The sequence below is a fragment of the Streptomyces sp. NBC_01384 genome, assembly GCF_045040035.1.
In the GTDB taxonomy this organism is placed as follows: domain Bacteria; phylum Actinomycetota; class Actinomycetes; order Streptomycetales; family Streptomycetaceae; genus Streptomyces.
The window spans coordinates 4878535-4899525 of record NZ_CP109559.1 but is presented as its reverse complement, the minus strand read 5'-3'; the positions used below and the strand labels follow the sequence as shown (position 1 = coordinate 4899525).

19 protein-coding genes are annotated in these 20991 nt (G+C 68.6%); 8 read left to right on the top strand and 11 right to left on the bottom strand.

Features of this window, described 5'->3' with window-relative positions:
• Window positions 1-20: 20 nt before the first annotated feature.
• The gene (locus OG747_RS22445) at window positions 21-458 is read right to left on the bottom strand and encodes a heme-binding protein (protein WP_405881134.1); all 438 of its coding nucleotides are present in this window, start codon (window positions 456-458) and stop codon (window positions 21-23) included.
• Window positions 459-567: 109 nt separating this feature from the next.
• Window positions 568-1776: an MFS transporter gene (locus tag OG747_RS22440; RefSeq protein WP_405881133.1), complete on the bottom strand. Its 1209-nt coding sequence runs from the start codon at window positions 1774-1776 to the stop codon at window positions 568-570.
• 142 nt (window positions 1777-1918) lie between these two features.
• On the opposite strand from OG747_RS22440, the gene OG747_RS22435 reads away from it, so the two are divergent.
• Both OG747_RS22435 and OG747_RS22430 read left to right on the top strand, forming a co-directional pair.
• On the top strand, window positions 1919-2377 hold the full coding sequence (locus OG747_RS22435; RefSeq protein WP_405881132.1) for a MarR family winged helix-turn-helix transcriptional regulator: 459 nt from the start codon (window positions 1919-1921) through the stop codon (window positions 2375-2377).
• A 75-nt stretch (window positions 2378-2452) separates the two neighbouring features.
• Window positions 2453-2905: a GNAT family N-acetyltransferase gene (locus tag OG747_RS22430; protein ID WP_405881131.1), complete on the top strand. Its 453-nt coding sequence runs from the start codon at window positions 2453-2455 to the stop codon at window positions 2903-2905.
• A gap of 90 nt (window positions 2906-2995) precedes the next feature.
• Here OG747_RS22430 and OG747_RS22425 read toward each other — a convergent pair whose 3' ends face one another.
• Entirely contained in the window at window positions 2996-4381 is a 1386-nt protein-coding gene (locus OG747_RS22425; RefSeq protein WP_405881130.1) for a serine hydrolase domain-containing protein, read from the bottom strand.
• 301 nt (window positions 4382-4682) lie between these two features.
• Between OG747_RS22425 and OG747_RS22420 the strand changes: the two genes are divergently transcribed.
• Window positions 4683-5918 carry a glycosyltransferase gene (locus OG747_RS22420; RefSeq protein WP_405881129.1) on the top strand — a complete coding sequence of 412 codons (1236 nt, stop codon included), beginning with the start codon at window positions 4683-4685 and terminating at the stop codon, window positions 5916-5918.
• A gap of 190 nt (window positions 5919-6108) precedes the next feature.
• On the top strand, window positions 6109-8256 hold the full coding sequence (gene helR, locus OG747_RS22415; protein WP_405881128.1) for an RNA polymerase recycling motor ATPase HelR: 2148 nt from the start codon (window positions 6109-6111) through the stop codon (window positions 8254-8256).
• A gap of 432 nt (window positions 8257-8688) precedes the next feature.
• Here helR and OG747_RS22410 read toward each other — a convergent pair whose 3' ends face one another.
• From OG747_RS22410 to dnaB, 3 genes are all read right to left on the bottom strand, one after another.
• Complete coding sequence (locus OG747_RS22410) at window positions 8689-9975, bottom strand: helix-turn-helix domain-containing protein (RefSeq protein WP_405885627.1); 1287 nt, start codon at window positions 9973-9975, stop codon at window positions 8689-8691.
• Window positions 9976-10046: 71 nt separating this feature from the next.
• Complete coding sequence (locus OG747_RS22405) at window positions 10047-10481, bottom strand: TnsA-like heteromeric transposase endonuclease subunit (RefSeq protein WP_405881127.1); 435 nt, start codon at window positions 10479-10481, stop codon at window positions 10047-10049.
• Window positions 10482-10801: 320 nt separating this feature from the next.
• Entirely contained in the window at window positions 10802-12277 is a 1476-nt protein-coding gene (gene dnaB, locus OG747_RS22400) for a replicative DNA helicase (protein WP_405881126.1), read from the bottom strand.
• 459 nt (window positions 12278-12736) lie between these two features.
• On the opposite strand from dnaB, the gene OG747_RS22395 reads away from it, so the two are divergent.
• The gene (locus OG747_RS22395; RefSeq protein ID WP_405881125.1) at window positions 12737-14074 is read left to right on the top strand and encodes an MATE family efflux transporter; all 1338 of its coding nucleotides are present in this window, start codon (window positions 12737-12739) and stop codon (window positions 14072-14074) included.
• Between the two features lie 231 nt (window positions 14075-14305).
• Here OG747_RS22395 and rplI read toward each other — a convergent pair whose 3' ends face one another.
• The 4 genes from rplI to rpsF all read right to left on the bottom strand — a co-directional run bounded on the left by rplI (window position 14306) and on the right by rpsF (window position 16036).
• Window positions 14306-14752, bottom strand: coding sequence for a 50S ribosomal protein L9 (gene rplI, locus OG747_RS22390; RefSeq protein ID WP_054236454.1), 447 nt, complete (start codon window positions 14750-14752; stop codon window positions 14306-14308).
• An 18-nt stretch (window positions 14753-14770) separates the two neighbouring features.
• Entirely contained in the window at window positions 14771-15007 is a 237-nt protein-coding gene (rpsR, locus tag OG747_RS22385) for a 30S ribosomal protein S18 (RefSeq protein ID WP_003949403.1), read from the bottom strand.
• Window positions 15008-15064: 57 nt separating this feature from the next.
• Entirely contained in the window at window positions 15065-15667 is a 603-nt protein-coding gene (locus OG747_RS22380; protein ID WP_405881124.1) for a single-stranded DNA-binding protein, read from the bottom strand.
• 78 nt (window positions 15668-15745) lie between these two features.
• Window positions 15746-16036, bottom strand: coding sequence for a 30S ribosomal protein S6 (rpsF, locus tag OG747_RS22375; protein ID WP_005482942.1), 291 nt, complete (start codon window positions 16034-16036; stop codon window positions 15746-15748).
• Window positions 16037-16347: 311 nt separating this feature from the next.
• Here rpsF and OG747_RS22370 point away from each other — a divergent pair, with 311 nt between their 5' ends.
• From OG747_RS22370 to OG747_RS22360, 3 genes are all read left to right on the top strand, one after another.
• Window positions 16348-16659, top strand: coding sequence for a hypothetical protein (locus tag OG747_RS22370; protein WP_405881123.1), 312 nt, complete (start codon window positions 16348-16350; stop codon window positions 16657-16659).
• Between the two features lie 237 nt (window positions 16660-16896).
• Complete coding sequence (gene femX / locus OG747_RS22365) at window positions 16897-18018, top strand: peptidoglycan bridge formation glycyltransferase FemX (protein ID WP_405881122.1); 1122 nt, start codon at window positions 16897-16899, stop codon at window positions 18016-18018.
• A gap of 152 nt (window positions 18019-18170) precedes the next feature.
• Window positions 18171-19202, top strand: a complete 1032-nt coding sequence (locus OG747_RS22360) for an alanine racemase (RefSeq protein ID WP_405881121.1) — start codon at window positions 18171-18173, stop codon at window positions 19200-19202.
• Window positions 19203-19339: 137 nt separating this feature from the next.
• On the opposite strand, the gene OG747_RS22355 is transcribed toward OG747_RS22360, so the two are convergent.
• Window positions 19340-20854: a glycosyltransferase family 87 protein gene (locus tag OG747_RS22355; RefSeq protein ID WP_405881120.1), complete on the bottom strand. Its 1515-nt coding sequence runs from the start codon at window positions 20852-20854 to the stop codon at window positions 19340-19342.
• Between the last annotated feature and the right edge of the window lie 137 nt (window positions 20855-20991).

Here is a 20991-nt window from a genome sequence, read left to right as displayed (position 1 = left end):
CTCTCGATGCACAGGCGCGGTCAGGCGAGTGCCTCCACGGCGGCGACGGCGAAGCCGTGGTCCTGCTCGGGGGCTCCGCCGCCGACCCCGATCGCGCCGATCAGACGGCCGTCTCGGTGGACCGGAACGCCGCCCGCGATGAACAGGAGCGGACGGTCGAGGGCGGTGGGCAGGGTGTGGAAGAGGCCGCCGGGCTGGACCGCGTCGACAAGGTCTGCGGTGGCGGAGTCCAACTGGAGTGCCGTGTAGGCCTTGCGGGTGCTGGTCTCGCCGGAAATCAGCACGGCCCGGTCGTCGCGCCGGAAGGCCAGCAGATGACCGCCCGCGTCGAGAACGGTCACGCTGACCGTGGCCCCGGCGGCCTCGGCGGCGCGGCGGGCCGCCGAGACGAGAACCTCGGCGTCCTGGATGGTCAGCGGGGCGACGGTGGTGGTGGTGGTGGTGGTGGTGGTGCTCATGAAGGGGTCTCTCCTTGTGGGGCTGCGCTCGGCCGTGCTCGGTCAGGGCCTGAGCAGCCGGACGGTTGCCGGCGGTTACTCGGGCGGTGGGTCTGTGGTGCTCGGTGGTTCAGTGGTGGACGACGGTCCGCTGCTCGGCGGGCGCGCCACCGGCGACGACAGCGCTGGGGGCGTCGGCGCGGCGTTCCAGGACGGCCGAGAGGACGGCGAGGACCAGGGCGCCTGCGGCGAGCGCGGCGCCGACCCAGTTGGGGGCGGTGTAGCCCAGGCCCGCCGCGATGACGAGACCGCCGAGCCAGGCCGAAAGGGCGTTGCCGAGGTTGAAGGCGCCGATGTTCACGGCCGAGGCAAGCGTGGGGGCGCCGTGCGCCTGGTCGAGGACTCGCTTCTGCAGCGGTGGCACGGTCGCGAACCCGAGGGCACCGATCAGCGCGATCGTGACGGCCGCCAGGACCTTGTTGTGCGCGGTCACGGTGAACAGGGCGAGCGTGACGGCGAGGCCGCCCAAGGACACGTACAGCATCGGCATCAGCGCGCGGTCGGCGAACTTGCCGCCGATGAGGTTCCCGCCGACCATGCCGAGGCCGAAGAGGACCAGCAGCCAGGTGACGGAGCTGTCGGCGAACCCGGTCACGTGCGTCATCATCGGCGCGATGTAGGTGATCGCCGCGAAGACGCCGCCGAAGCCGAGCACGGTCATCGCCATGGCGAGCAGGACCTGGACGTTCTTGAAGACGGCGAGCTCGTGACGCAGGTGCACGCCCTCGGGCTTCGGCATCTCGGGAACCAGCTTGGCGATGCCCAGCAGACCGATCACTCCGAGCGCGGCGACACCGGCGAAGGTGACCCGCCAGCCCGCGTTCTGCCCAATCAGCGTGCCCAGCGGAACACCGATCACATTGGCGATGGTGAGTCCGCTGAACATCATCGCGATCGCACCGGCCTTCTTCTCGGGTGCGACCAGCTCGGCGGCGACGACCGATCCGATACCGAAGAAGGCGCCGTGGGCGAGAGAGGCGACGACCCGGCCCGCCAGCATCAGCCCGAAGGCGGGGGCAACGGCGGAGAGCAGGTTGCCGAGGACGAACAGCCCCATCAGCAGCATCAGCACCCGCTTGCGGGACACCTTCGTGCCGAGCGCGGTCATGATCGGGGCGCCGATCACCACGCCGAGGGCATAGCCGGTCACCAGCAGTCCGGCGGTGGGGATGGAGACACCGAAGTCGCCGGCGACCTCGGGCAGCACACCCATGATCACGAACTCGGTGGTTCCGATTCCGAAGGCCCCGATCGCGAGGGCCAGAAGCGCGAGAGGCATGGTGGGGTACACCTTCCCAGATGATTGCAGGAGCGCTTTACGTGCGTTCACAATAGTTGCAGACGCTGGCAATCCGCAAGAGCGGGCTATTTCGTTCGTGCCCTATCCTTGTGTCAGCCGCTCCGGGACGGAGGAACATGCCATGACAGCCACGGACCCCGCGCTCACCGCCCTCGCTCAGGGTTGGTGCGCCCTCTCCCTGCTGCACGGGAGGATCGAGGCCCACATCGAGCGCGCGCTGCAGGCCAAACACGACCTCAGCGTGCGGGAGTACTCCCTGCTCGACGTGCTCAGCCGACAGCACGACGGCAAGGGCGGCCATCTGCAGATGAAGCAAGTCGCGGACGCGGTCGTGCTCAGCCAGAGCGCCACCACGCGGCTCGTCACCCGGCTCGAGGACCGCGGGCTACTCTCCCGCTATCTGTGCCCGACCGACCGGCGCGGCATCTACACGAACGTCAGCGAGGCCGGCCTCAAGCTCCTCGCCGAGGCACGGCCGACCAATGACACCGCCTTGCGTGAGGCACTCGACCAAGCGGCCGAGAACCCCGAACTGGCCCCGCTGGTCCGCGTCGTGGAGTCGGCGGACGTTCCGGCCTAGGCCCTGCGGAGACAACTTTCCGTACCCATGCAGGCACCGGGACAGCGCGCACAGACACCTGCATAGGCTGCGCCCATGGGAGATCTTGAGATTCGACCGGCTGTCGCGGACGACGTTGCCGCCATCGTCGCGATGCTCGCCGACGATCCACTCGGTGCCGAGCGGGAGTCACCGGACGACCTGACCCCCTATCTGTCCGCGCTCGAGCGGCTGAGCGGTGACCCGAACCAGCACGTGATGGTCGCGGTACGCGAGGGACGCGTGGTCGGCACCCTGCAGCTCACGGTCATCCCCGGGCTGTCCCGCAAGGGCTCGACCCGCTCCCTCATCGAGGGCGTACGTGTCCACGTCGACGAACGTGGCAGCGGCCTCGGCACCCACCTCATCAAGTGGGCGATCGACGAATCCCGGCGCCAGGACTGCCGGCTGGTCCAACTGACCTCCGACGCCACCCGCACCGACGCCCACCGCTTCTACGGGCGACTCGGCTTCACAGCCTCGCACGTGGGCTTCAAGCTGGCGCTCTGACGCGCATCCCTCGCCAGCCGTCCCCCGTCCCCGTATACGCAGAGGGGGTCTGTTTCACGTGAAACAGACCCCCTCGCGCCGTGGCAGCGGCTACTGGATTCCTCGCCAGCCCTCGGGGTCCACCCCACCAGGCACAGGGGCGCCCTCGTCGTACGGCTGACGCGTGAAGACGAACGATCCGAGGTCCAGGTGGCTCAGGGCCCCGTCCGGGCGCCGTACGGCCCGCAGCGGCTCCCCCGTGTAGTAACCGTCGAGTCCCGTCCAGGTCCCGTCGCCGTTCGCCCGGAAGCGCGACCCACGGCCGACTCCTGACAGCGGGCCCAGCTCGACAATGCCGTCGGCCGTCAGACGAAGCGCACACGCCTGGGTGCCCCAGTACCAGGGTCCCGTCAACTCCAGTACGGACGGGTCGACTTCGGTGGCCGGACGCCATGGCTCGGGGATCCGCGGCTCGGCGTCGGCGACGATGCGTACGAGATCGCCGGCCAGCGTCAGCGCCCGCAGACCGGAGGTGCAGTTGGACAGCACCACTGCCGCCACGTCGTCTTCCATGCCGATCACGAGGGCCGCCACAAAACCGGGCAAGGACCCGGAGTGCCCCACCAGAATCCGGCCTGACCGATGCAGAATCTGCATCCCCATCCCGTAGGCGTCTCCCGAGGCGAGCTCCGCGGCTTCCAGGGGGGCCGCGGGCGTACGCATCTCCCTGAGGGACGCCGCGCTGAGCACCATCTCGTTCTCCTTGGCCAGGAAGACCGCGAAGCGCGCCAAGTCCCCGGTGGTGGACCACAGTTGCCCGGCCGGAGCCATCCGGCCGAGGTCTTCGGCGGGCTCAGGCATCATGACGTCCGCCCAGGGGTGCACGGCCCAGCCGCCCGCGTGGGGTGCCTGCGGCCGCCCGCTCGTGCGGTGCAGGCCCAACGGTTCGAGCACCTCACGCCTCAGGACCTCTTCCCAAGGGGCTCCACGCAGTTCCTCGATCAGCGCGCCCAGCAGGGTGTAGCCGGGGTTCGAGTAGTGGTGCAGCCGCCCGGCCGGATGCAGGAAGGGCTGTTCGCCGAGCACATCGGAGAGTTCGGGGCGCAGCGAACCAGGTGTGCGTTCCCACCAGGGTCCGGGTGCCTCGGCCGCCAGCCCGGCCGTATGCGCGAGGAGTTGGGCGATGGTGGCCTCCCCCGCACCGGTGCCCGGCAGGTGCTTCTCCAGCGGGTCACCAAGGTCCAGCAGTCCCTCGTCGCGCAGCCGGAGCACCAGTACGGCGGTGAAGGTCTTGGTGATCGAGCCGATCCGGTACTGCACGTTCTCGTCCGGTCCGTGCCCGTCCACCGAGGTGCGCGATCCGTGCCACACCGTCTCCCCGCCCCGGACCACCGCCGCAACCAGCGACGGTGCCCGCCCCTCGGCCTGAGCGGCGGCGATGTGGTGCAACAGAGCCCGGCGGGTGGTGGGAAGCAGCTCTCCCTCAGATGTCGTCATGCGCCCAGTTCACCTGGCCCGGCAGCGCGCGTCGAGTGCATTTCTCCGAGTGCGGAGCGCATGTTCGCGGCTGCATCCGTGGGCCCATGGGAGACCCTCCTGGGCCGACGATACGGCCGTACGCGGCGCGCCACCGCTTCGCGAGGAGGTTGTCCGTCCGCTGCGGACGATAAAGGAAAGGGGGAGTACCCACTCCTTTCCACTCTCAACGTATAGCGCACCGGGGGGCTTGCGGCAAGACCCGGGTCGTGCCGCAGAATCTCCGGCCTGGGCCAGAACCTGCGGAAATGGGGGTCGCGGAATGCGTGCGTTGCTGTTGTCGTACGGGTCGCGCGGGGACGTCGAACCGATGGCGGCACTCGCGGTGGCGGTGCGGGAACTCGGCGCGGAGGCGCGGGTGTGCGCGCCGCCGGACAAGGAGTTCGAGGAGTTGCTGGCCGGTGTCGGCGTGGAGCTGGTGCCCTTCGGCCGGCCGGTGCGCCCGCTGGTGACCGGGGCGGTGGCGCCGTCGGCGGGGGGCGCGCCCCGGCGCGCGGCCGATCTGGTCGCCGCGCACTTCGACACGGTCGCCGCGGCGGCCGAGGGATGCGATGTGCTGGTGGCGGGCGGCTTGATGCCGGCCGGCGTCCGGTCGGTGGCCGAGAAGCTGGGCATCCGCTACGTGTACGCGTGCTTCCATACGTTCGAACTGCCGTCGCCGCACTACCGGCCGTCGCCGCGGCCGGGCCGGCCGTTCCCGCCGGAGGTGACCGACAACCGGGTGCTGTGGGACCTGGACGCCCAGAGAGTGAACGCGCTGTACGGCGCGGCGCTCAACACCCACCGGGCGTCGGCCGGGCTGCCGCCGGTGGACAACGTCCGCGACCACGTCTTCACCGACACCCCGTGGCTGGCGGCGGACCCGATCCTGGGCCCGTGGCAGGAGCTGACGGACCTCGACGTCGTGCAGACCGGCGCGTGGATCCTGCCGGACGAACGCCCGTTGCCGGCCGAGTTGGTGGCGTTCCTGGACGCCGGCACACCACCGGTGTACGTGGGATTCGGCAGCATGCCCATGCGCGAGTCGCAGGACGTCGCCCGGGTGGCCATCGACGCGATCCGCGCGCAGGGGAGCCGCGCAGTCGTCGCCCAGGGCTGGGCCGACCTGGAGCTGATCGACGACGGCGCCGACTGCTTCACCGTCGGCGAGGTCAACCAGCAGGCACTGTTCGGCCGGGTGGCCGCAGTCGTGCACCACGGCGGCGCGGGCACGACGACGACGGCCACCCGGGCCGGCGCGCCTCAGGTCGTGGTGCCCCAGATGGTGGACCAGCCGTACTGGGCCGGCCGGGTGGCCGAGTTGGGCATCGGCACGGCGCACGACGGTCCGACTCCGACCATCGAGTCCCTGTCAGCCGTGCTCAGAACGACCCTGACCCCCGAGACCCGCGCACGGGCGAGGGCCGTGGCCGGCACGATCCGCACCGACGGGGCGACGGTGGCCGCGACGCTGCTGCTCGACGCGATCAGCCGAGAAAGGCCGCCCATGTCCGCGTGAACCACGCCGGATCATCGAGCCAGGACCCAGAACACGAGAACCTGCAAACCCTGGCGACCTGAACCGACAACAGCCACGGGGTCCACGTCAGGCGGAGCGTTGCTCCTCATGCCCACCAGGCTCGTCACGCCGGTCCGGACGCCTTGCTGCGCGCAATGGTCGCAAGCGGCCTCAGATCGGAGCTGATGACGTGAACCCCCTGACCACCAGCGCGTTTGACCTTCCCGACCGCCTCTCGCCCAAGGCCGATCCGACGCTGATCGCCGGCGATGAGCAGCACTTCGCGGCCATCGCGAAGTGCCTCGAGCAGTCGATCGCCGACGTGTCCGACCGCCTCGATGCCGAGCGCAAGGCGCCCGGCGGCCTGGGCCGGCAGGCGATGGACCGGGACATGGAGATCCACCGGCTGACCGCTCGCCTGCGCGCACTGCGTCGCTTCGGTCTGGACCTGTGCCTCGGGCACATGGTCAGCGCAGACAACCCCGAGCCCGTGTACGTCGGACGACTTGGCCTCAAGGACAACGCGGGTCGTCGGCTGCTGCTCGACTGGCGCTCCCCCGCGGCTGAGCCATTCTTCGGAGCCACCCACGCCAACCCGATGGGTCTGGCAAGCCGCCGCAGGTATCGCTGGACCCACGGCCGGATCAGCGACTACTGGGACGAGGTGTTCACCTCGGACGGGTTTGTCGGGCACGCCGCGCTCGACGACCAGTCCGCCTTCATCGCCAGCCTGGGCAGCAACCGGTCGACGCGGATGCGAGACGTGCTCGGCACCATCCAGGCCGACCAGGACGCCATCATCCGCGCGGGATCCCGCGGCGCTCTCGTCGTCGACGGCGGTCCGGGTACGGGGAAGACCGTCGTCGCTCTGCACCGCTCCGCCTACCTCCTCTACTCCGACCCTCGCCTCGGTCACCGCCGGGGCGGCGTGCTGTTCGTCGGTCCGCACCAGCCCTACCTGGGCTACGTCGCCGACGTCCTCCCCAGCCTCGGAGAGGAGGGCGTGCAGACCTGCACCCTGCGCAACCTCGTCGCCGAGGGAGCCGCAGCAGCGATCGAGGCCAACCCGAACGTGGCCCTCCTGAAGTCGTCCGCGGACCTGGTGAAGGCGATCGAGACGGCCGTCAGGTTCTACGAGGAGCCGCCCACCAAGGGGATGACGGTCACGACCCACTGGTCCGACATCTGGCTGAGCGCCGACGATTGGGCCGAGGCGTTCGAAGCAGCAGAACCCGGTACTCCACACAACGAGGCGCGCGACCAGATCTGGGAGGAGCTGCTCACGATCCTGGTGGACAAGCACGACGGCGACGCCTCGGCCGACCTGCTCCGCAGGTCGCTGCTCCAGAACTGGGAGCTGCTCACGACCTTCAACCGCGCGTGGCCGCTGCTCGAAGCGGCTGACCTCGTCGGAGACCTGTGGTCGGTACCCGCCTACCTGCGGAAGTGCGCTCCCTGGCTCAGCCCCGATGACGTCTCGCAGCTGCAACGCGGGGATGCCCGGGCCTGGACGGTGTCCGACCTGCCGCTCCTGGACGCAGCACGGCAGCGGCTCGGCGACCCGGAGGCATCGCGACGTAAGCGTCAACACAACGCCTCTGTCGCTGTCGAACGCGAGCACATGGCCAAGGTCGTCGACGCCCTGCTTGAGGCCGATGACGACGGCGAAGGTGTGGTGACGATGCTGCGCGGACAGGACATACAGGACACCCTGGTCGACGAGACCGCACTGCCCAGCACCGAACCGGACCTGCTCGCAGGCCCGTTCGCGCACATCGTCGTGGACGAGGCTCAGGAACTGACCGACGCAGAGTGGCAGATGTTGCTGCTCCGGTGCCCGTCCCGGAGCTTCACCATCGTCGGGGATCGTGCCCAGGCCAGGCACGGCTTCACGGAGTCATGGCAGGAACGGCTCGAGCGGATCGGGCTCGACCGGATCAACCTGGCCTCCCTGAGCATCAACTACCGGACGCCGGAAGACATCATGGCGGAAGCCGAGCCGGTCATCCGGGCCGTACTCCCGGACGCCAACGTGCCGACCTCCATCCGCAGCAGCGACGTCCCCGTCGTACACGGATCTGCTTCGGATCTGAGCTCGATCCTCGACACCTGGCTCGCCGCACATGCCGACGGGATCGCCTGCGTCATCGGCGATCCCACATTCCCGGCGACGTCCCGCGTCCGGTCGCTGACCCCGGAGCTGACGAAGGGGCTCGAGTTCGACCTGGTCGTCCTCGTCGACCCAGAGGCGTTCGGCAAGGGCATCGAAGGAGCGGTCGACCGCTATGTCGCGATGACCCGAGCGACCCAGCAACTCGTCATCCTCACGAGCCCCTGACGTCGGCCGGACGAACGCCCACTCCCGGCCGAGTCGAAGGTGTTCCTGGACGCCGGCACACCACCGGTGTGCGTGGGCTTCGGCAGCATGCCCATGCGCGCTTCGAAGGACGTCGCCCGGGTGGCCGTCGAGGCGATCCACGCGCAGCGCCGCCGCGCCGGCCGGTGTCGCGGTTCGACGTCCACGACCACCGGCTCGTCACCAGCCAGCAGCTCCAGGTCCTCCACCACGAACTCGTCAGCCCGCCGGACCCTCAGCTGTACCGGCGCAGCCAGATCTTCTTTGCCCATCAGCCTCCGCCCCGCGTTCCTCAGGGGCGACCTGATCAGCCGCCGAACGCTGCCGGCATGCCCCGGCCGTACGCATGGCTGACGACCGGGGCCGTCCGGTACACAGAGAGTGGAACTTGCGAGCCGTAGGGCCTGAATCCCGTCAACATGTCGGATCCGACACAGCTCCGACATCTTTGAGCGCGTGGACCTGTCGGTCGAGCAACTGCCCCTTCGTCAATACCCGGGCGTACCCGACGAGCGCGCCCTGCACGGCAGGGACGGGGGCGAGGAGACCCTTATCGCGGCCCGTTCGTAGCCTCGCTGGCTGAATCGAGATGCCCATCCGACGGCAGACGCTGGTCAGATGCTCAGAGACGTAGACCTTGCCGTGATCGACCACGAGTGTCTCGGGGAACAGAGGCGGAGAAGCCAGCCCCGGCCCGGTTGCGCCCTCGACGTCGACCAGGACCGTGCGCGGGATGCCGTGCTCGGGCCAGACCGCGTGCCGCGGCCAATCTCGCCCCGCTGACCGGGGGCGAAACGACTGAAAGAGCACCGCGCTGACGTCTACCGCCTTCGTCGAAACCGGGGTGCGCCGGATCCCGGTGACGCAGCGGGTGTACCAGTCCATACCGATACTGAGCTCGGCCTGTACCCACTTGAGCGTCAGCGGGTCGAACGCGAACACGTCCAGCCGCGTGGTGTCCATCAGCAGGTATTCACCCGGCCGCGTCGGCCGCAGCTTCCCGTGGACACCGTCCGGCCGGTCGGCGATGTCCCGGTTCCGCTTCGTACTCAGCCGGAACAGCGGGTGCCGGTTCTCCAGCTCTGCCGGCAGCCGGAAGGCCGTCGCCCGACTCGGCTGCGGCACCACCCCCTCGCCGAACCGGGCGATCACCCGGGCCCTCGTCCGCTCGATCACCATCGTGCGCGACGGCTTCGACTCCCCGGTGTGCTCGACCATCACCTCCAGCGCGGTCTCGGCCCACCGGTCGTCCACTCCGACCTGCGATTTCCAGGCCGGTCCCTTCTTGGGCGCGAGACCGGCCTCGCCATGCGCCCTGAATTCCGCAACCCACCGCTTCAACGTGCGCAAACCCACGCCGAGTTCCGCGGCCTTCGTCACGTACCGAGCTTCCGCGGACAGCGCGGGTGAGTACTCCGGCCGGGGCTCATCGTCACGTGCGAGCTCTGGGGTGCCGGACCGGTAGCCCGTCAGGACCTCGCGGACGTGTTCGGCCCGGTCAAGGAGCTTCCGCCTCTCCGCCTCGTCCAGTTGCCCCAGCACCACCGAGGCGATCTCTTCCGGATCGTCTGCGGCTGGACCGGAGCCGTCAGGAATGATGACCGCACGGTCGGAGAACAGCAATTCCTTCAGGGACAAACGCAGCATCCGCCCCCGGCCGTCTTTCAGGGCCACTTCGTTGCCCGCCCTGGTCGGGACCATCTCCACCACCTCGACGGTCTCCCCGTCGTAGCGGAAGCACCTACCAACTCCGACGCGGACCCCGGCCCTGCTCATGACGTGGTCCGCAACACCCGTGAGGGGCTGAGTGGTTGGTCGAGGCGGGTGACCAGGCGGCCTGTCCGTAGCAGGTGGTGAACGGCGGACCGCACGTGTGGCTCCGGACGGCCGGGCAGACGGCGCGGGACCTGCCCCAACAGGACTCCATCCAGGTCAGCGCCGAGAAGCTCGTCCAGAAGACCCGGGCTGAACAGCCAGTCCCTGCGATAGCCGGCCAGGAAACGGATGTTCTCCAGCTGTGCCGTCGGCGGCTCACTCCACACCTCGTACCGCCCTCCCCGCGACTCAACCACCCGTCGGGTCCAATCGAAGGTGAAGGCCACCTCGGGCTTGGACAACCGGCGCAGCGGCTTGACGTCCACGGCCATCGGCCCCTGCTCTGTGATCAGCAGGTAGTCCGGGATGTGCTTGCGGAGCTTCCCATCCACTTCGGCCTTCAGCCTTCAGTAGGAAGGGCTGAGCCACGATGGCCCGCACGGCGGCATCGAAATCGGCGAAGAGCAGCCTCGCCAATTCCAGGCGCGACTCGTAGATCACATGGTCGCGCACCATCGCAGACCAGTAGCTGCCGGAGTAGTGCTTCTGGCCCTTGTACCAGCGGAAAGTCCGCCATGGAGCAGCCGACTCCAAGGGCTCGACGGGGACCGTACGCCAAGCCCGGTCGTCGACACACTCACCACAAGTGCCACCGTTGTGCCATCGCGACTGAGACTGTGCCACGAAATCTGAGACCCTACACGGGGGTGGATCAGGTCTGCGCCATGTCCACGAAGCGCGAGTAGTGACCCTGGAAGGCGACCGTGATCGTGGCCGTCGGGCCGTTGCGGTGCTTGCCGACGATGATGTCCGCCTCGCCCGCGCGCGGTGACTCCTTCTCATACGCATCCTCGCGGTGCAGCAGGATCACCATGTCCGCGTCCTGCTCGATCGATCCGGATTCACGCAGGTCGGAGACCATGGGCTTCTTGTCCGTGCGCTGTTCGGGGCCACGGTTGAGCTGCGAGAGCGCGATCACCGGCAGCTCCAGCTCCTTGGCCAGCAGCTTCAGGTTTCGTGACATGTCGGAGACCTCCTGCTGCCGGCTCTCGGACCGCTTGCCTCCCGACTGCATCAGCTGCAGATAGTCGATGACGACGAGCTTCAGATCGGCGCGCTGCTTGAGGCGTCGGCACTTGGCTCGGATCTCCATCATCGACAGGTTCGGGGAGTCGTCGATGTAGAGCGGCGCGGCCGAGACGTCCGGCATACGGCGGGCGAGCCGCGTCCAGTCCTCGTCGGTCATCGTGCCGGACCGCATGTGGTGCAGGGCCACGCGGGCTTCGGCGGACAGCAGGCGCATCGCGATCTCGTTGCGCCCCATTTCGAGCGAGAAGATCACGCTGGGCATGTTGTGCTTGATCGAGCAGGCCCGTGCGAAGTCCAGCGCCAGGGTCGACTTACCCATGGCGGGGCGAGCCGCGATGATGATCATCTGCCCCGGGTGCAGACCGTTCGTGAGCGAGTCGAGGTCGGTGAAGCCGGTCGGTACGCCGGTCATCTCCCCCGACCGTGAACCGATCGCCTCGATCTCGTCGAGTGCGCCCTCCATGATGTCGCCGAGCGGTAGGTAGTCCTCGGTGGTGCGCTGCTCGGTGACCGCGTAGATCTCGGCCTGGGCGCTGTTGACGATCTCGTCGACGTCGCCGTCGGCCGCGTATCCCATCTGGGTGATGCGCGTGCCGGCCTCGACCAGGCGGCGCAGGACCGCGCGCTCGTGCACGATCTCCGCGTAGTACTCGGCGTTCGCCGCCGTCGGGACCGTCTGGACGAGGGTGTGCAGATAGGACGCGCCGCCGACCTTGGTGATCTCACCCCGCTTGGTGAGCTCGGCGGCGACGGTGATCGGGTCGGCCGGCTCGCCCTTCGCATACAGGTCGAGGATCGCGCCGTAGATGGTCTCGTGCGCGGGCCGGTAGAAGTCGTGGCCCTTGATGACCTCGACGACATCGGCGATGGCGTCCTTGGACAGGAGCATGCCGCCGAGAACGGACTGCTCGGCGTCCAGGTCCTGGGGCGGTACGCGCTCGAAGGACGAACCTCCGCTCTCCCACGGCCCGTTGTCCCGGTCGCGGTCGTGCTGCTCGTCCCGGCCCCGGCCGCCCTCACGGCCTCGGCGGGAAGCGGGCAGACGATCACTGGGACCGCTGTCGGCCCACGGGTCGTCCAAGGGCTCGGAAATACTCACCGAGCCACCTCCTCCCGTCCGCCGAGCGGACCTCGCCGTGCTCTTCATTTCTACGGCACGGCACTGACAGATAAGAGGCCCAACTCCGGTTCTGACGCGTCGGTTTTGCGAGGTTTCCGAGGCTGGAGAAGAGAGCGGGCGCCGCACCACGTTAGGCCTGCGGGCACCGTCAGCCAATCTGGTTATCCACAGGCCATGTGGACGACGGCCCGGATGCTGTGGAGAACTCCACAAAACCTGTGCACGACCCGGTGGACAGGCCTGTGAACAAGCCCTCAACCACTCCGAAGAAACCGCTCTGACCTGCTCGTTTACCATCCACCGGCTGTGCAGAAGAAAAACTTTCCAGGTCGGGCCAAGATCGCTGCAAACGGTACACGGCGACACGCCCGACGAGAGTGCGAGTAATGGTCAGTATCACTTTGCATCTCTTACCTGTGGAAGATTAGATTGGTGCTCATGACACAGGCTCCACCGGCACCCGAGGCCGCCCGCCGACGGCACGACCGAGAGATCGTCGCGCTGGCCGTTCCGGCCTTCGGCGCACTCGTCGCCGAGCCTCTCTTCGTCATGGCCGACAGCGCCATCGTCGGCCACCTCGGCACCGCACAGCTGGCCGGCCTCGGTGTCGCTTCCGCTCTTCTCACGACAGCCGTCAGCGTCTTCGTCTTCCTTGCCTACGCCACCACCGCCGCCGTCGCCCGCCGGGTCGGCGCAGGCGATCTGCGGGCCGCGATACGTCAGGGCATGGACGGCATCTGGCTGGCGCTGCTGCTCGGCGGTGCCGTCATCACCGCCGTCCTGCCCACGGCGCCCACCCTGGTGGAACTCTTCGGCGCCTCCCACACCGCAGCCCCGTACGCGACGACGTATCTGCGCATCTCTTCGCTCGGCATCCCCGCGATGCTCATCGTGCTCGCGTCCACCGGGGTCCTGCGGGGGCTGCAGGACACGAAGACCCCGCTCTATGTCGCCGTCGCGGGCTTCGTCGCCAACGCCACGCTCAACGTGGGCCTCGTCTACGGCGTCGGCCTGGGCATCGCGGGCTCCGCCTGGGGCACTGTCATCACCCAGTTCGGTATGGCCGCGGTGTACCTGTTCGTCGTCGTCCGCGGAGCCCGGAAACACGGGGCCTCCCTACAACCGGACGCCGCCGGGATACGGGCCTACGCCCAGGCCGGTGCGCCCCTGCTCGTGCGTACGCTGTCGCTCCGGGCGATCCTCATGATCGCCACGGCTGTCGCCGCACGGCTCGGAGACGCCGACATGGCCGCACACCAGATCATCCTGTCGCTGTGGAGCCTGCTCGCCTTCGCGCTCGACGCGATCGCCATCGCCGGGCAGGCCATCATCGGGCGCTATCTCGGCGCGGACGACGCCCGGGGCGCTCGCGAGGCCTGCCGCCGCATGGTCCAGTGGGGCATCGCCTCCGGCGTCGTCCTCGGCCTGCTGGTACTCGCCGCGCGTCCGCTCCTCCTTCCCCTGTTCACCAGCGACTCGGTCGTCCAGGACACAGCTCTCCCCGCCCTGGTTCTGGTGGCCGTCTCGCAGCCGATCAGCGGGATCGTCTTCGTCCTGGACGGAGTCCTGATGGGTGCGGGGGACGGGCCCTATCTGGCGTGGGCCATGCTGCTCACCCTGGCGGTCTTCGCTCCCGTGGCGCTGCTGGTGCCCACCATCGGCGGCGGGCTCACCGCGCTCTGGGGAGCGATGGCGCTGATGATGACGGTCAGGATGCTGACCCTGTGGCTGCGCTCCCAGTCAGGACTCTGGATCGTCACGGGTGCGACGCGCTGAACCAGCGCACCGACCGTTTCACGTGAAACCCTCGCGCGAACCGCCGAACCACCGAACCGCCGAACCGCCGAACCGACCTCGCCCTCAGTCCCGTTTCACGTGAAACGGCCGTTTCACGTGAAACGAAGAGCGGCTCGCCCTCTAGCGCACGAAGACTCGCCGCTCAGCGAACGAAGAAGGGCCGTACCCCAACGGGTACGGCCCTTCTCTCAGCTATGCCGAGCGCAGCGGTCAGGCCGCGACGACCTCGATGTTGACCTTGGCGGCAACCTCGGGGTGCAGACGCACGGACGTCTCGTGGGCGCCCAGGGTCTTGATCGGCGAGCCCAGCTCGATGCGGCGCTTGTCGACCTCGGGGCCACCGGAAGCCTTGATCGCCGAAGCGATGTCGGCCGGGGTGACGGAACCGAAGAGACGACCGGCGTCGCCGGAGCGAACGGCCAGACGGACCTTCACGCCCTCGAGGCGGGCCTTGATCTCGTTGGCCTGCTCGATGGTCGCGATCTCGTGGATCTTGCGAGCACGACGGATCTGCTCGACGTCCTTCTCGCCGCCCTTGGTCCAGCGGATCGCGAAGTTCCGCGGGATCAGGTAGTTGCGAGCGTAACCGTCCTTGACGTCGACGACGTCGCCCGCGGCACCGAGGCCGGAGACCTCATGGGTGAGGATGATCTTCATGTGTCGGTCACCCTTCCCTTATCGCGCGGTGGAGGTGTAGGGCAGCAGCGCCATCTCACGGCTGTTCTTCACGGCCGTGGCGACGTCACGCTGGTGCTGCGTGCAGTTGCCGGTCACGCGGCGGGCACGGATCTTGCCGCGGTCGGAAATGAACTTCCGCAGCATGTTCGTGTCCTTGTAGTCCACGTACGTGACCTTGTCCTTGCAGAAAGCGCAGACCTTCTTCTTCGGCTTGCGCACAGGCGGCTTCGCCATGGTGTATCTCCTGTGTGATCAAGAAGTGGGAGTACGGCCCACCCTCGGCCCGGGGGCCTAGAAGGGGGGCTCGTCCGAGTAGCCGCCGCCGGAGCCGCCGGAGCCGCCGGAGTTTCCACCCCAGCCGCCGCCACCGCCGCCTTGGTTGCCACCCGCAGGAGCGCTGGTCGCCCAGGGGTCGTCGGCGGGAGCGCCGCCGCCCTGCTGACCACCGCCGGGGCCTCCGCCCCAGCCGCCGCCCTGCTGGCCGCCGCCACCGCCGCCATAACCGCCCTGGCCGCCCTGGCCGCCTCGACCGGCGGTCTTGGTGACCTTGGCCGTGGCGTTCTTCAGGCTGGCGCCGACTTCCTCGACGTCCAGCTCGTAGACCGTGCGCTTGACGCCCTCACGGTCCTCGTAGGACCGCTGCTTCAGCCGGCCCTGCACGATGACGCGCATGCCTCGCTGGAGCGACTCGGCGACGTTCTCCGCCGCCTGACGCCAGACCGAGCAGGTCAGGAACAGGCTCTCGCCGTCCTTCCACTCATTGGTCTGACGGTCGAAGGTGCGGGGAGTGGACGCGACACGGAACTTCGCGACCGCCGCACCGGAAGGGGTGAAGCGCAGCTCGGGGTCGTCGACAAGATTGCCGACGACCGTGATGACGGTCTCGCCTGCCATGGGGGAACCTCTCGGCGGGTTTGCTGCTGGCTGCTTAGTGCTGCTACTCGATGCCCGAGATCAGCTGAGCTGGGGAGCTCAGTGGGTCTCGGGACGGAGGACCTTGGTCCGGAGGACCGACTCGTTCAGGTTCATCTGGCGGTCGAGCTCCTTGACGACCGCAGGCTCGGCCTGCAGGTCGATGACCGAGTAGATGCCCTCGGGCTTCTTCTTGATCTCGTACGAGAGACGACGACGGCCCCAGGTGTCGACCTTCTCGACCTTTCCGTTGCCCTCACGGACGACGGAGAGGAAGTTCTCGATCAGGGGGGCGACAGCGCGCTCCTCCAGATCGGGGTCGAGGATGACCATCACTTCGTAGTGACGCATGTGGAACCCACCTCCTTTGGACTCAACGGCCACGGTCGTTCCGTGGCAGGAGGGTTGTGATGCGTACGCAACGGTATCGGCCGCCACTGACAATCGGGCTCCGTTCGGTGTACCGAGCGATCGGTGAGCGATCGGTGACCGAGTGGAAATCCCTGTCGTGACCTGACCTTGGCCTGGGCAGACACCGGTGCAGAGAGTAAAGAGTACCCGCACACCCGCTTCCGGTTGAAATCAGGGCGGGGTCACCGTCAATCTGTACACATCGGGTGTGTATGGCGCTACGATGCGCTGCCTTCCGCAGGAGGTGCCCTATGGCACAGACGCGACCCACCGTTGCCGGCTCTCTGTTCGCGACGGACAACAAGCCCCACCCCCTCCAAGACACGCTGCTCGCGGTGACTCTGGTGCTCGGAATCACGGCCCTCGTCACCGCGGCCTTCAACAGCCTGCATCTCATCACCTCGTGGGCAGGCCTGATCGGGATCATCACCGGCGCCTCCGGGCAGTTCATCTCGGAGACGACCCGGGAGCGCTTCGGGCTGATCCTGGGTCTCGGTGCCTCGGCCGTCGGCTTCTTCCTCGGCATGGCGCACGGCGGCCTCTTCGGCGGCATCATCGGCTGAGGCAGCCGGGCCCGGCCCCCGGACCGGGCAGCCGGACACAACCTAGGCCCGGCGGCCGGAGACCTGACCTCCTGCCGATACAGCCGGACACATCACCTCAGAACGTCCTGACCACGCTTCGGTCCGGACGCAGGTTTCGTACGGCCAGTCGGGGCGCTCCCAGGGCGCAGTAGGCTTCGGCGCGAGAGCCGGAGCCCCTGTACCCATGGGGACACACCAGCCCGAGGAGCGCCCCGAATGAGCCTGACCCTGAGGACCATCAGCCGAGAGCAGCATCTGGCCTACATCCAGAGCCTGCCCGCGGCGAGCCACATGCAGGTCCCGGCCTGGGCTGATGTCAAGGCGGAGTGGCGCTCCGAGAGCCTCGGCTGGTTCGACGAGCGGACCGGCGAGATGGTGGGCGCCGGGCTGGTGCTGTACCGCCAGCTGCCCAAGATCAAGCGCTATCTCGCGTACCTCCCCGAGGGTCCGGTCATCAACTGGTACGCGCCGAACCTCGACGAGTGGCTGCAGCCGATGCTCGCGCACCTCAAGCAGCAGGGCGCCTTCTCCGTGAAGATGGGCCCGCCGGTGATCATCCGGCGCTGGGAGGCCACCTCCATCAAGAGCGGCATCCAGAGCCCGGACGTGAAGCGCCTGCGCGACATCGAGGCGGACTTCATCGAGCCGCGCGCCTTCGAGGTCGCCGACAAGCTGCGCCGCATGGGCTGGCAGCAGGGCGAGGACGGGGGTGCCGGCTTCGGCGACGTACAGCCCCGCTACGTCTTCCAGGTGCCGCTGGCCAACCGGTCACTGGAAGAGGTCCACAAGAACTTCAACCAGCTGTGGCGCCGCAACATCAAGAAGGCCGAGAAGGAGGGCGTCGAGGTCGTCCAGGGCGGCTACCACGACCTCGAGGAGTGGCAGCGGCTGTACGAGATCACGGCGATCCGCGATCACTTCCGGCCCCGCCCGTTGTCGTACTTCCAGCGCATGTGGTCGGCCCTCAACACCGAGGACCCCAACCGGATGCGGCTCTACTTCGCCCGGCGCGACGGCGTGAACCTGTCCGCCGCGACGATGCTGGTCGTCGGCGGGCACGTCTGGTACTCGTACGGCGCCTCGGACAACATCGGGCGTGAGTTCCGGCCCTCGAACGCGATGCAGTGGCGGATGCTGCGCGACTCGTACGCGCTCGGGGCGACCGTCTACGACCTGCGCGGCATCTCCGACTCGCTGGACGAGACCGACCACCTCTTCGGCCTGATCCAGTTCAAGGTGGGCACGGGCGGGCAGGCCGCCGAGTACCTCGGAGAGTGGGACTTCCCGCTCAACAAGCTGCTGCACAAGGCCCTCGACATCTACATGTCGCGCCGCTGATCCGGCCGAACCGCGTGCCGCATCGCATGTCGGGCCGCTGATCCGGCCCGGCGTCGCCCCGTCGGTCCGGCGGATCCGCCACAATTTCCTCTCGTACCTCTGACTCACCCCTCTGATTCACCGCAGCCACGAGAAAGGTTCGGGGACCGGCCATGGCGCTCACGCTCTACGTCGACACCGCGCGCTGGCGGGCACACCACAAGCAGGTGTCCGAGCAGTTTCCGGGGCTCGTCCCCGTCTGCAAGGGCAACGGCTACGGCTTCGGCCACGAGCGGCTCGCGGACGAGGCCACCCGTCTCGGCTCGGACGTGCTCGCCGTCGGCACCACGTACGAAGCCGCCCGGATCAAGGACTGGTTCGGCGGCGATCTGCTGGTCCTGACGCCGTTCAGGCGGGGCGAGGAGCCCGTGCCGCTGCCCGACCGTGTCATCCGCTCGGTGTCGTCCATCGACGGCGTGTACGGCCTCGTGGGCGCCCGTGTCGTCATCGAGGTGATGTCCTCGATGAAGCGCCACGGTGTCAGCGAGCAGGATCTGCCGCATCTGCACCAGGCCATAGAGAACGTACGGCTGGAGGGCTTCGCCATCCACCTGCCGCTCGACCGCACCGACGGCTCGGACGCCGTCGAGGAGGTCATCGGCTGGATGGACCGCCTGCGTGCCGCCCGGCTGCCGCTGCACACGATGTTCGTCAGCCACCTGAAGGCCGACGAACTCGCGCGGCTGCAGCAGCAGTTCCCGCAGACCCGGTTCCGCGCGCGGATCGGCACGCGGCTGTGGCTGGGGGACCACGAGGCGACCGAGTACCGCGGGGCCGTTCTGGACGTCACACGCGTCGCCAAGGGCGACCGTTTCGGCTACCGGCAGCAGAAGGTGGCCTCGGACGGCTGGCTCGTCGTCGTGGCGGGCGGTACGTCGCACGGGGTGGGCCTGGAGGCCCCGAAGGCGCTGCACGGCGTCATGCCGCGCGCCAAGGGTGTCGCCCGCGCCGGTCTCGCGACGGTCAACCGGAACCTTTCTCCGTTCGTGTGGGCGGGCAAGCAGCGCTGGTTCGCCGAGCCGCCGCACATGCAGGTCTCGATCCTCTTCGTGCCGTCGGACGCCACGGAGCCGAAGGTCGGCGACGAGCTGGTGGCCCATCTGCGGCACACCACCACACAGTTCGACCGCATCGTCGAGCGCTGATCCCGGCCCGCGATCCACTGCCGCCAGGGAAATCGCCGCCCCTGGGGCACAGCCGAAAGGCCGTACACAGATAGCGTGTACGGCCTTTCGCGTTGCCTGTCAGCGCCCCGTCAGCGCCCTGTACGCGCGCTGTTCGCTCAGGGCGAACCGTCTCCCGCGGCCGTACCGTGGCTGCCCCATTCCACCTGCGGCCCGTCGAAGTGGGCGGCATGCCGAGGCGGATGGGCCGCCGCGCCGAACACGAAGGCGTCCTCCGCCCCGTCCAGCACCCCGCCCGAGGGATCGTCGTCGCCGGCCCGGCGCACCACGTCCCGCTCCGGCATGAAGATGTCGCGTACGACCACGGCGCACAGGTACAGCGTCCCCAGCAGGTGGGCGGCGATCGCGAACTGGTACCCGTGGGAGGAGAGCCCCTTGTGGGCCTCCCCGCTGGTCGTGTACGCGAGGTACATCCAGATCCCCAGGAAGTACGCGACCTCGCACGCCTGCCAGATCAGGAAGTCCCGCCACTTGGGCCGGGCCAGTGCGGCGAGGGGGACCAGCCACAGCACGTACTGGGGCGAGTAGACCTTGTTGGTGAGGATGAAGGCCGCGACGATCAGGAAGGCGAGCTGGGCGAAGCGGGGGCGGCGCGGGGCGGTGAGCGCGAGCGAGGCCAGGCCCACGCAGACGAGCACCATCAGGACCAGCGCCCACAGGTTCGCCGTCTGGTAGGTGATCGGGACGTTCCACCACGTCGAGATGAACAGGAAGACCGAACCGAAGTCGATTCCCCTGTGCTGGCTGAAGCTGTAGAACTTGGCCCAGCCCTCCGGGGCGAGGTACATCACCGGAAGGTTCACGACGAGCCAGGCTCCGACGGCGCCCATGAGCGCGTTCCCGAACTCGCGCCACTTGCCGGCCCGCCAGCACAGCACCAGCAGCGGTCCCATCAGCAGGAACGGGTAGAACTTGGCGGCCGTGGCGAGTCCGAGCAGGATGCCGAAGGCGAGGGCGCGGCCCCGTGACCACATGAGCATCGCGGCGGCCAGCAGGGCCACGGCGAGGAGGTCCCAGTTGATGGTGGCCGTGAGCGCGAAGGCGGGCGCGAGGGCGACCAGGAGGCCGTCCCAGGGGCGCCTGCGGTGGGTGCGCGCGGTGCATACGGCGATGACCGCCGCGCACACCATGAGCATCCCGGCGTTGACCATCCAGTAGATCTGCTCCTGGTGCTGGATGCTGCCGCCGCCCGGGGTGAGCCAGGCCGCGACCTCCATGAACAGACCGGTCAGCACCGGGTACTCGAGGTAGTCCATGTCGCCGGGGAGCTTGTCGAAGTACGGCACGAGGCCGTCGGCGAAACCGCGCCCCTGGTAGAGGTGCGGGATGTCCGAGTAGCACGCGTGCGTGTACTGCGTGCTGGCCCCGAAGAACCAGCCGCTGTCGTAGCAGGGCAGCTTCTGCACCATGCCGAGGGCGAACATGCCGATCGCGACGAGCGCGACGACCCGTACGGGGGTCCACCAGGACGTCCCGAGCAGCGCCCTTCGTCCGATCGGGCCGCCGATCAGCTCACTTCCGGCCGCGGCGACCGCGTCCTCCTTGGTCGGCCGCACCGGCTCCGGCTCGCGCACGCTCGCTCGCGTCGTCTCCGCACTGGTCATGGCGCACATCCTGCCGTACGGACCTGAGAGTGCGGGGTCCGGCGACGGATGCCGTTTCCTCTCCCCGCCGCTTGTGATCAAGGCCACACGGCCTCCCGTACACAGAACAGGGGCCGTCAGCCACAGCTGACGGCCCCTGTTCATCG

Excerpts from the sequence above, each read along its gene's own strand:
- OG747_RS22430 (WP_405881131.1), top strand. The coding sequence starts at position 2,453 with ATGGGAGATCTTGAGATTCGACCGGCTGTCGCGGACGACGTTGCCGCC.
- OG747_RS22425 (WP_405881130.1), bottom strand. The coding sequence starts at position 4,381 with ATGACGACATCTGAGGGAGAGCTGCTTCCCACCACCCGCCGGGCTCTG.
- rplI (WP_054236454.1), bottom strand. The coding sequence starts at position 14,752 with ATGAAGATCATCCTCACCCATGAGGTCTCCGGCCTCGGTGCCGCGGGC.
- rpsF (WP_005482942.1), bottom strand. The coding sequence starts at position 16,036 with ATGCGTCACTACGAAGTGATGGTCATCCTCGACCCCGATCTGGAGGAG.
- OG747_RS22395 (WP_405881125.1), top strand. The coding sequence starts at position 12,737 with ATGACACAGGCTCCACCGGCACCCGAGGCCGCCCGCCGACGGCACGAC.
- OG747_RS22435 (WP_405881132.1), top strand. The coding sequence starts at position 1,919 with ATGACAGCCACGGACCCCGCGCTCACCGCCCTCGCTCAGGGTTGGTGC.
- OG747_RS22410 (WP_405885627.1), bottom strand. The coding sequence starts at position 9,975 with ATGGTCCCGACCAGGGCGGGCAACGAAGTGGCCCTGAAAGACGGCCGG.
- OG747_RS22380 (WP_405881124.1), bottom strand. The coding sequence starts at position 15,667 with ATGGCAGGCGAGACCGTCATCACGGTCGTCGGCAATCTTGTCGACGAC.
- OG747_RS22370 (WP_405881123.1), top strand. The coding sequence starts at position 16,348 with ATGGCACAGACGCGACCCACCGTTGCCGGCTCTCTGTTCGCGACGGAC.
- OG747_RS22355 (WP_405881120.1), bottom strand. The coding sequence starts at position 20,854 with ATGTGCGCCATGACCAGTGCGGAGACGACGCGAGCGAGCGTGCGCGAG.
- OG747_RS22440 (WP_405881133.1), bottom strand. The coding sequence starts at position 1,776 with ATGCCTCTCGCGCTTCTGGCCCTCGCGATCGGGGCCTTCGGAATCGGA.
- OG747_RS22420 (WP_405881129.1), top strand. The coding sequence starts at position 4,683 with ATGCGTGCGTTGCTGTTGTCGTACGGGTCGCGCGGGGACGTCGAACCG.
- rpsR (WP_003949403.1), bottom strand. The coding sequence starts at position 15,007 with ATGGCGAAGCCGCCTGTGCGCAAGCCGAAGAAGAAGGTCTGCGCTTTC.
- femX (WP_405881122.1), top strand. The coding sequence starts at position 16,897 with ATGAGCCTGACCCTGAGGACCATCAGCCGAGAGCAGCATCTGGCCTAC.
- OG747_RS22445 (WP_405881134.1), bottom strand. The coding sequence starts at position 458 with ATGAGCACCACCACCACCACCACCACCACCACCGTCGCCCCGCTGACC.
- OG747_RS22360 (WP_405881121.1), top strand. The coding sequence starts at position 18,171 with ATGGCGCTCACGCTCTACGTCGACACCGCGCGCTGGCGGGCACACCAC.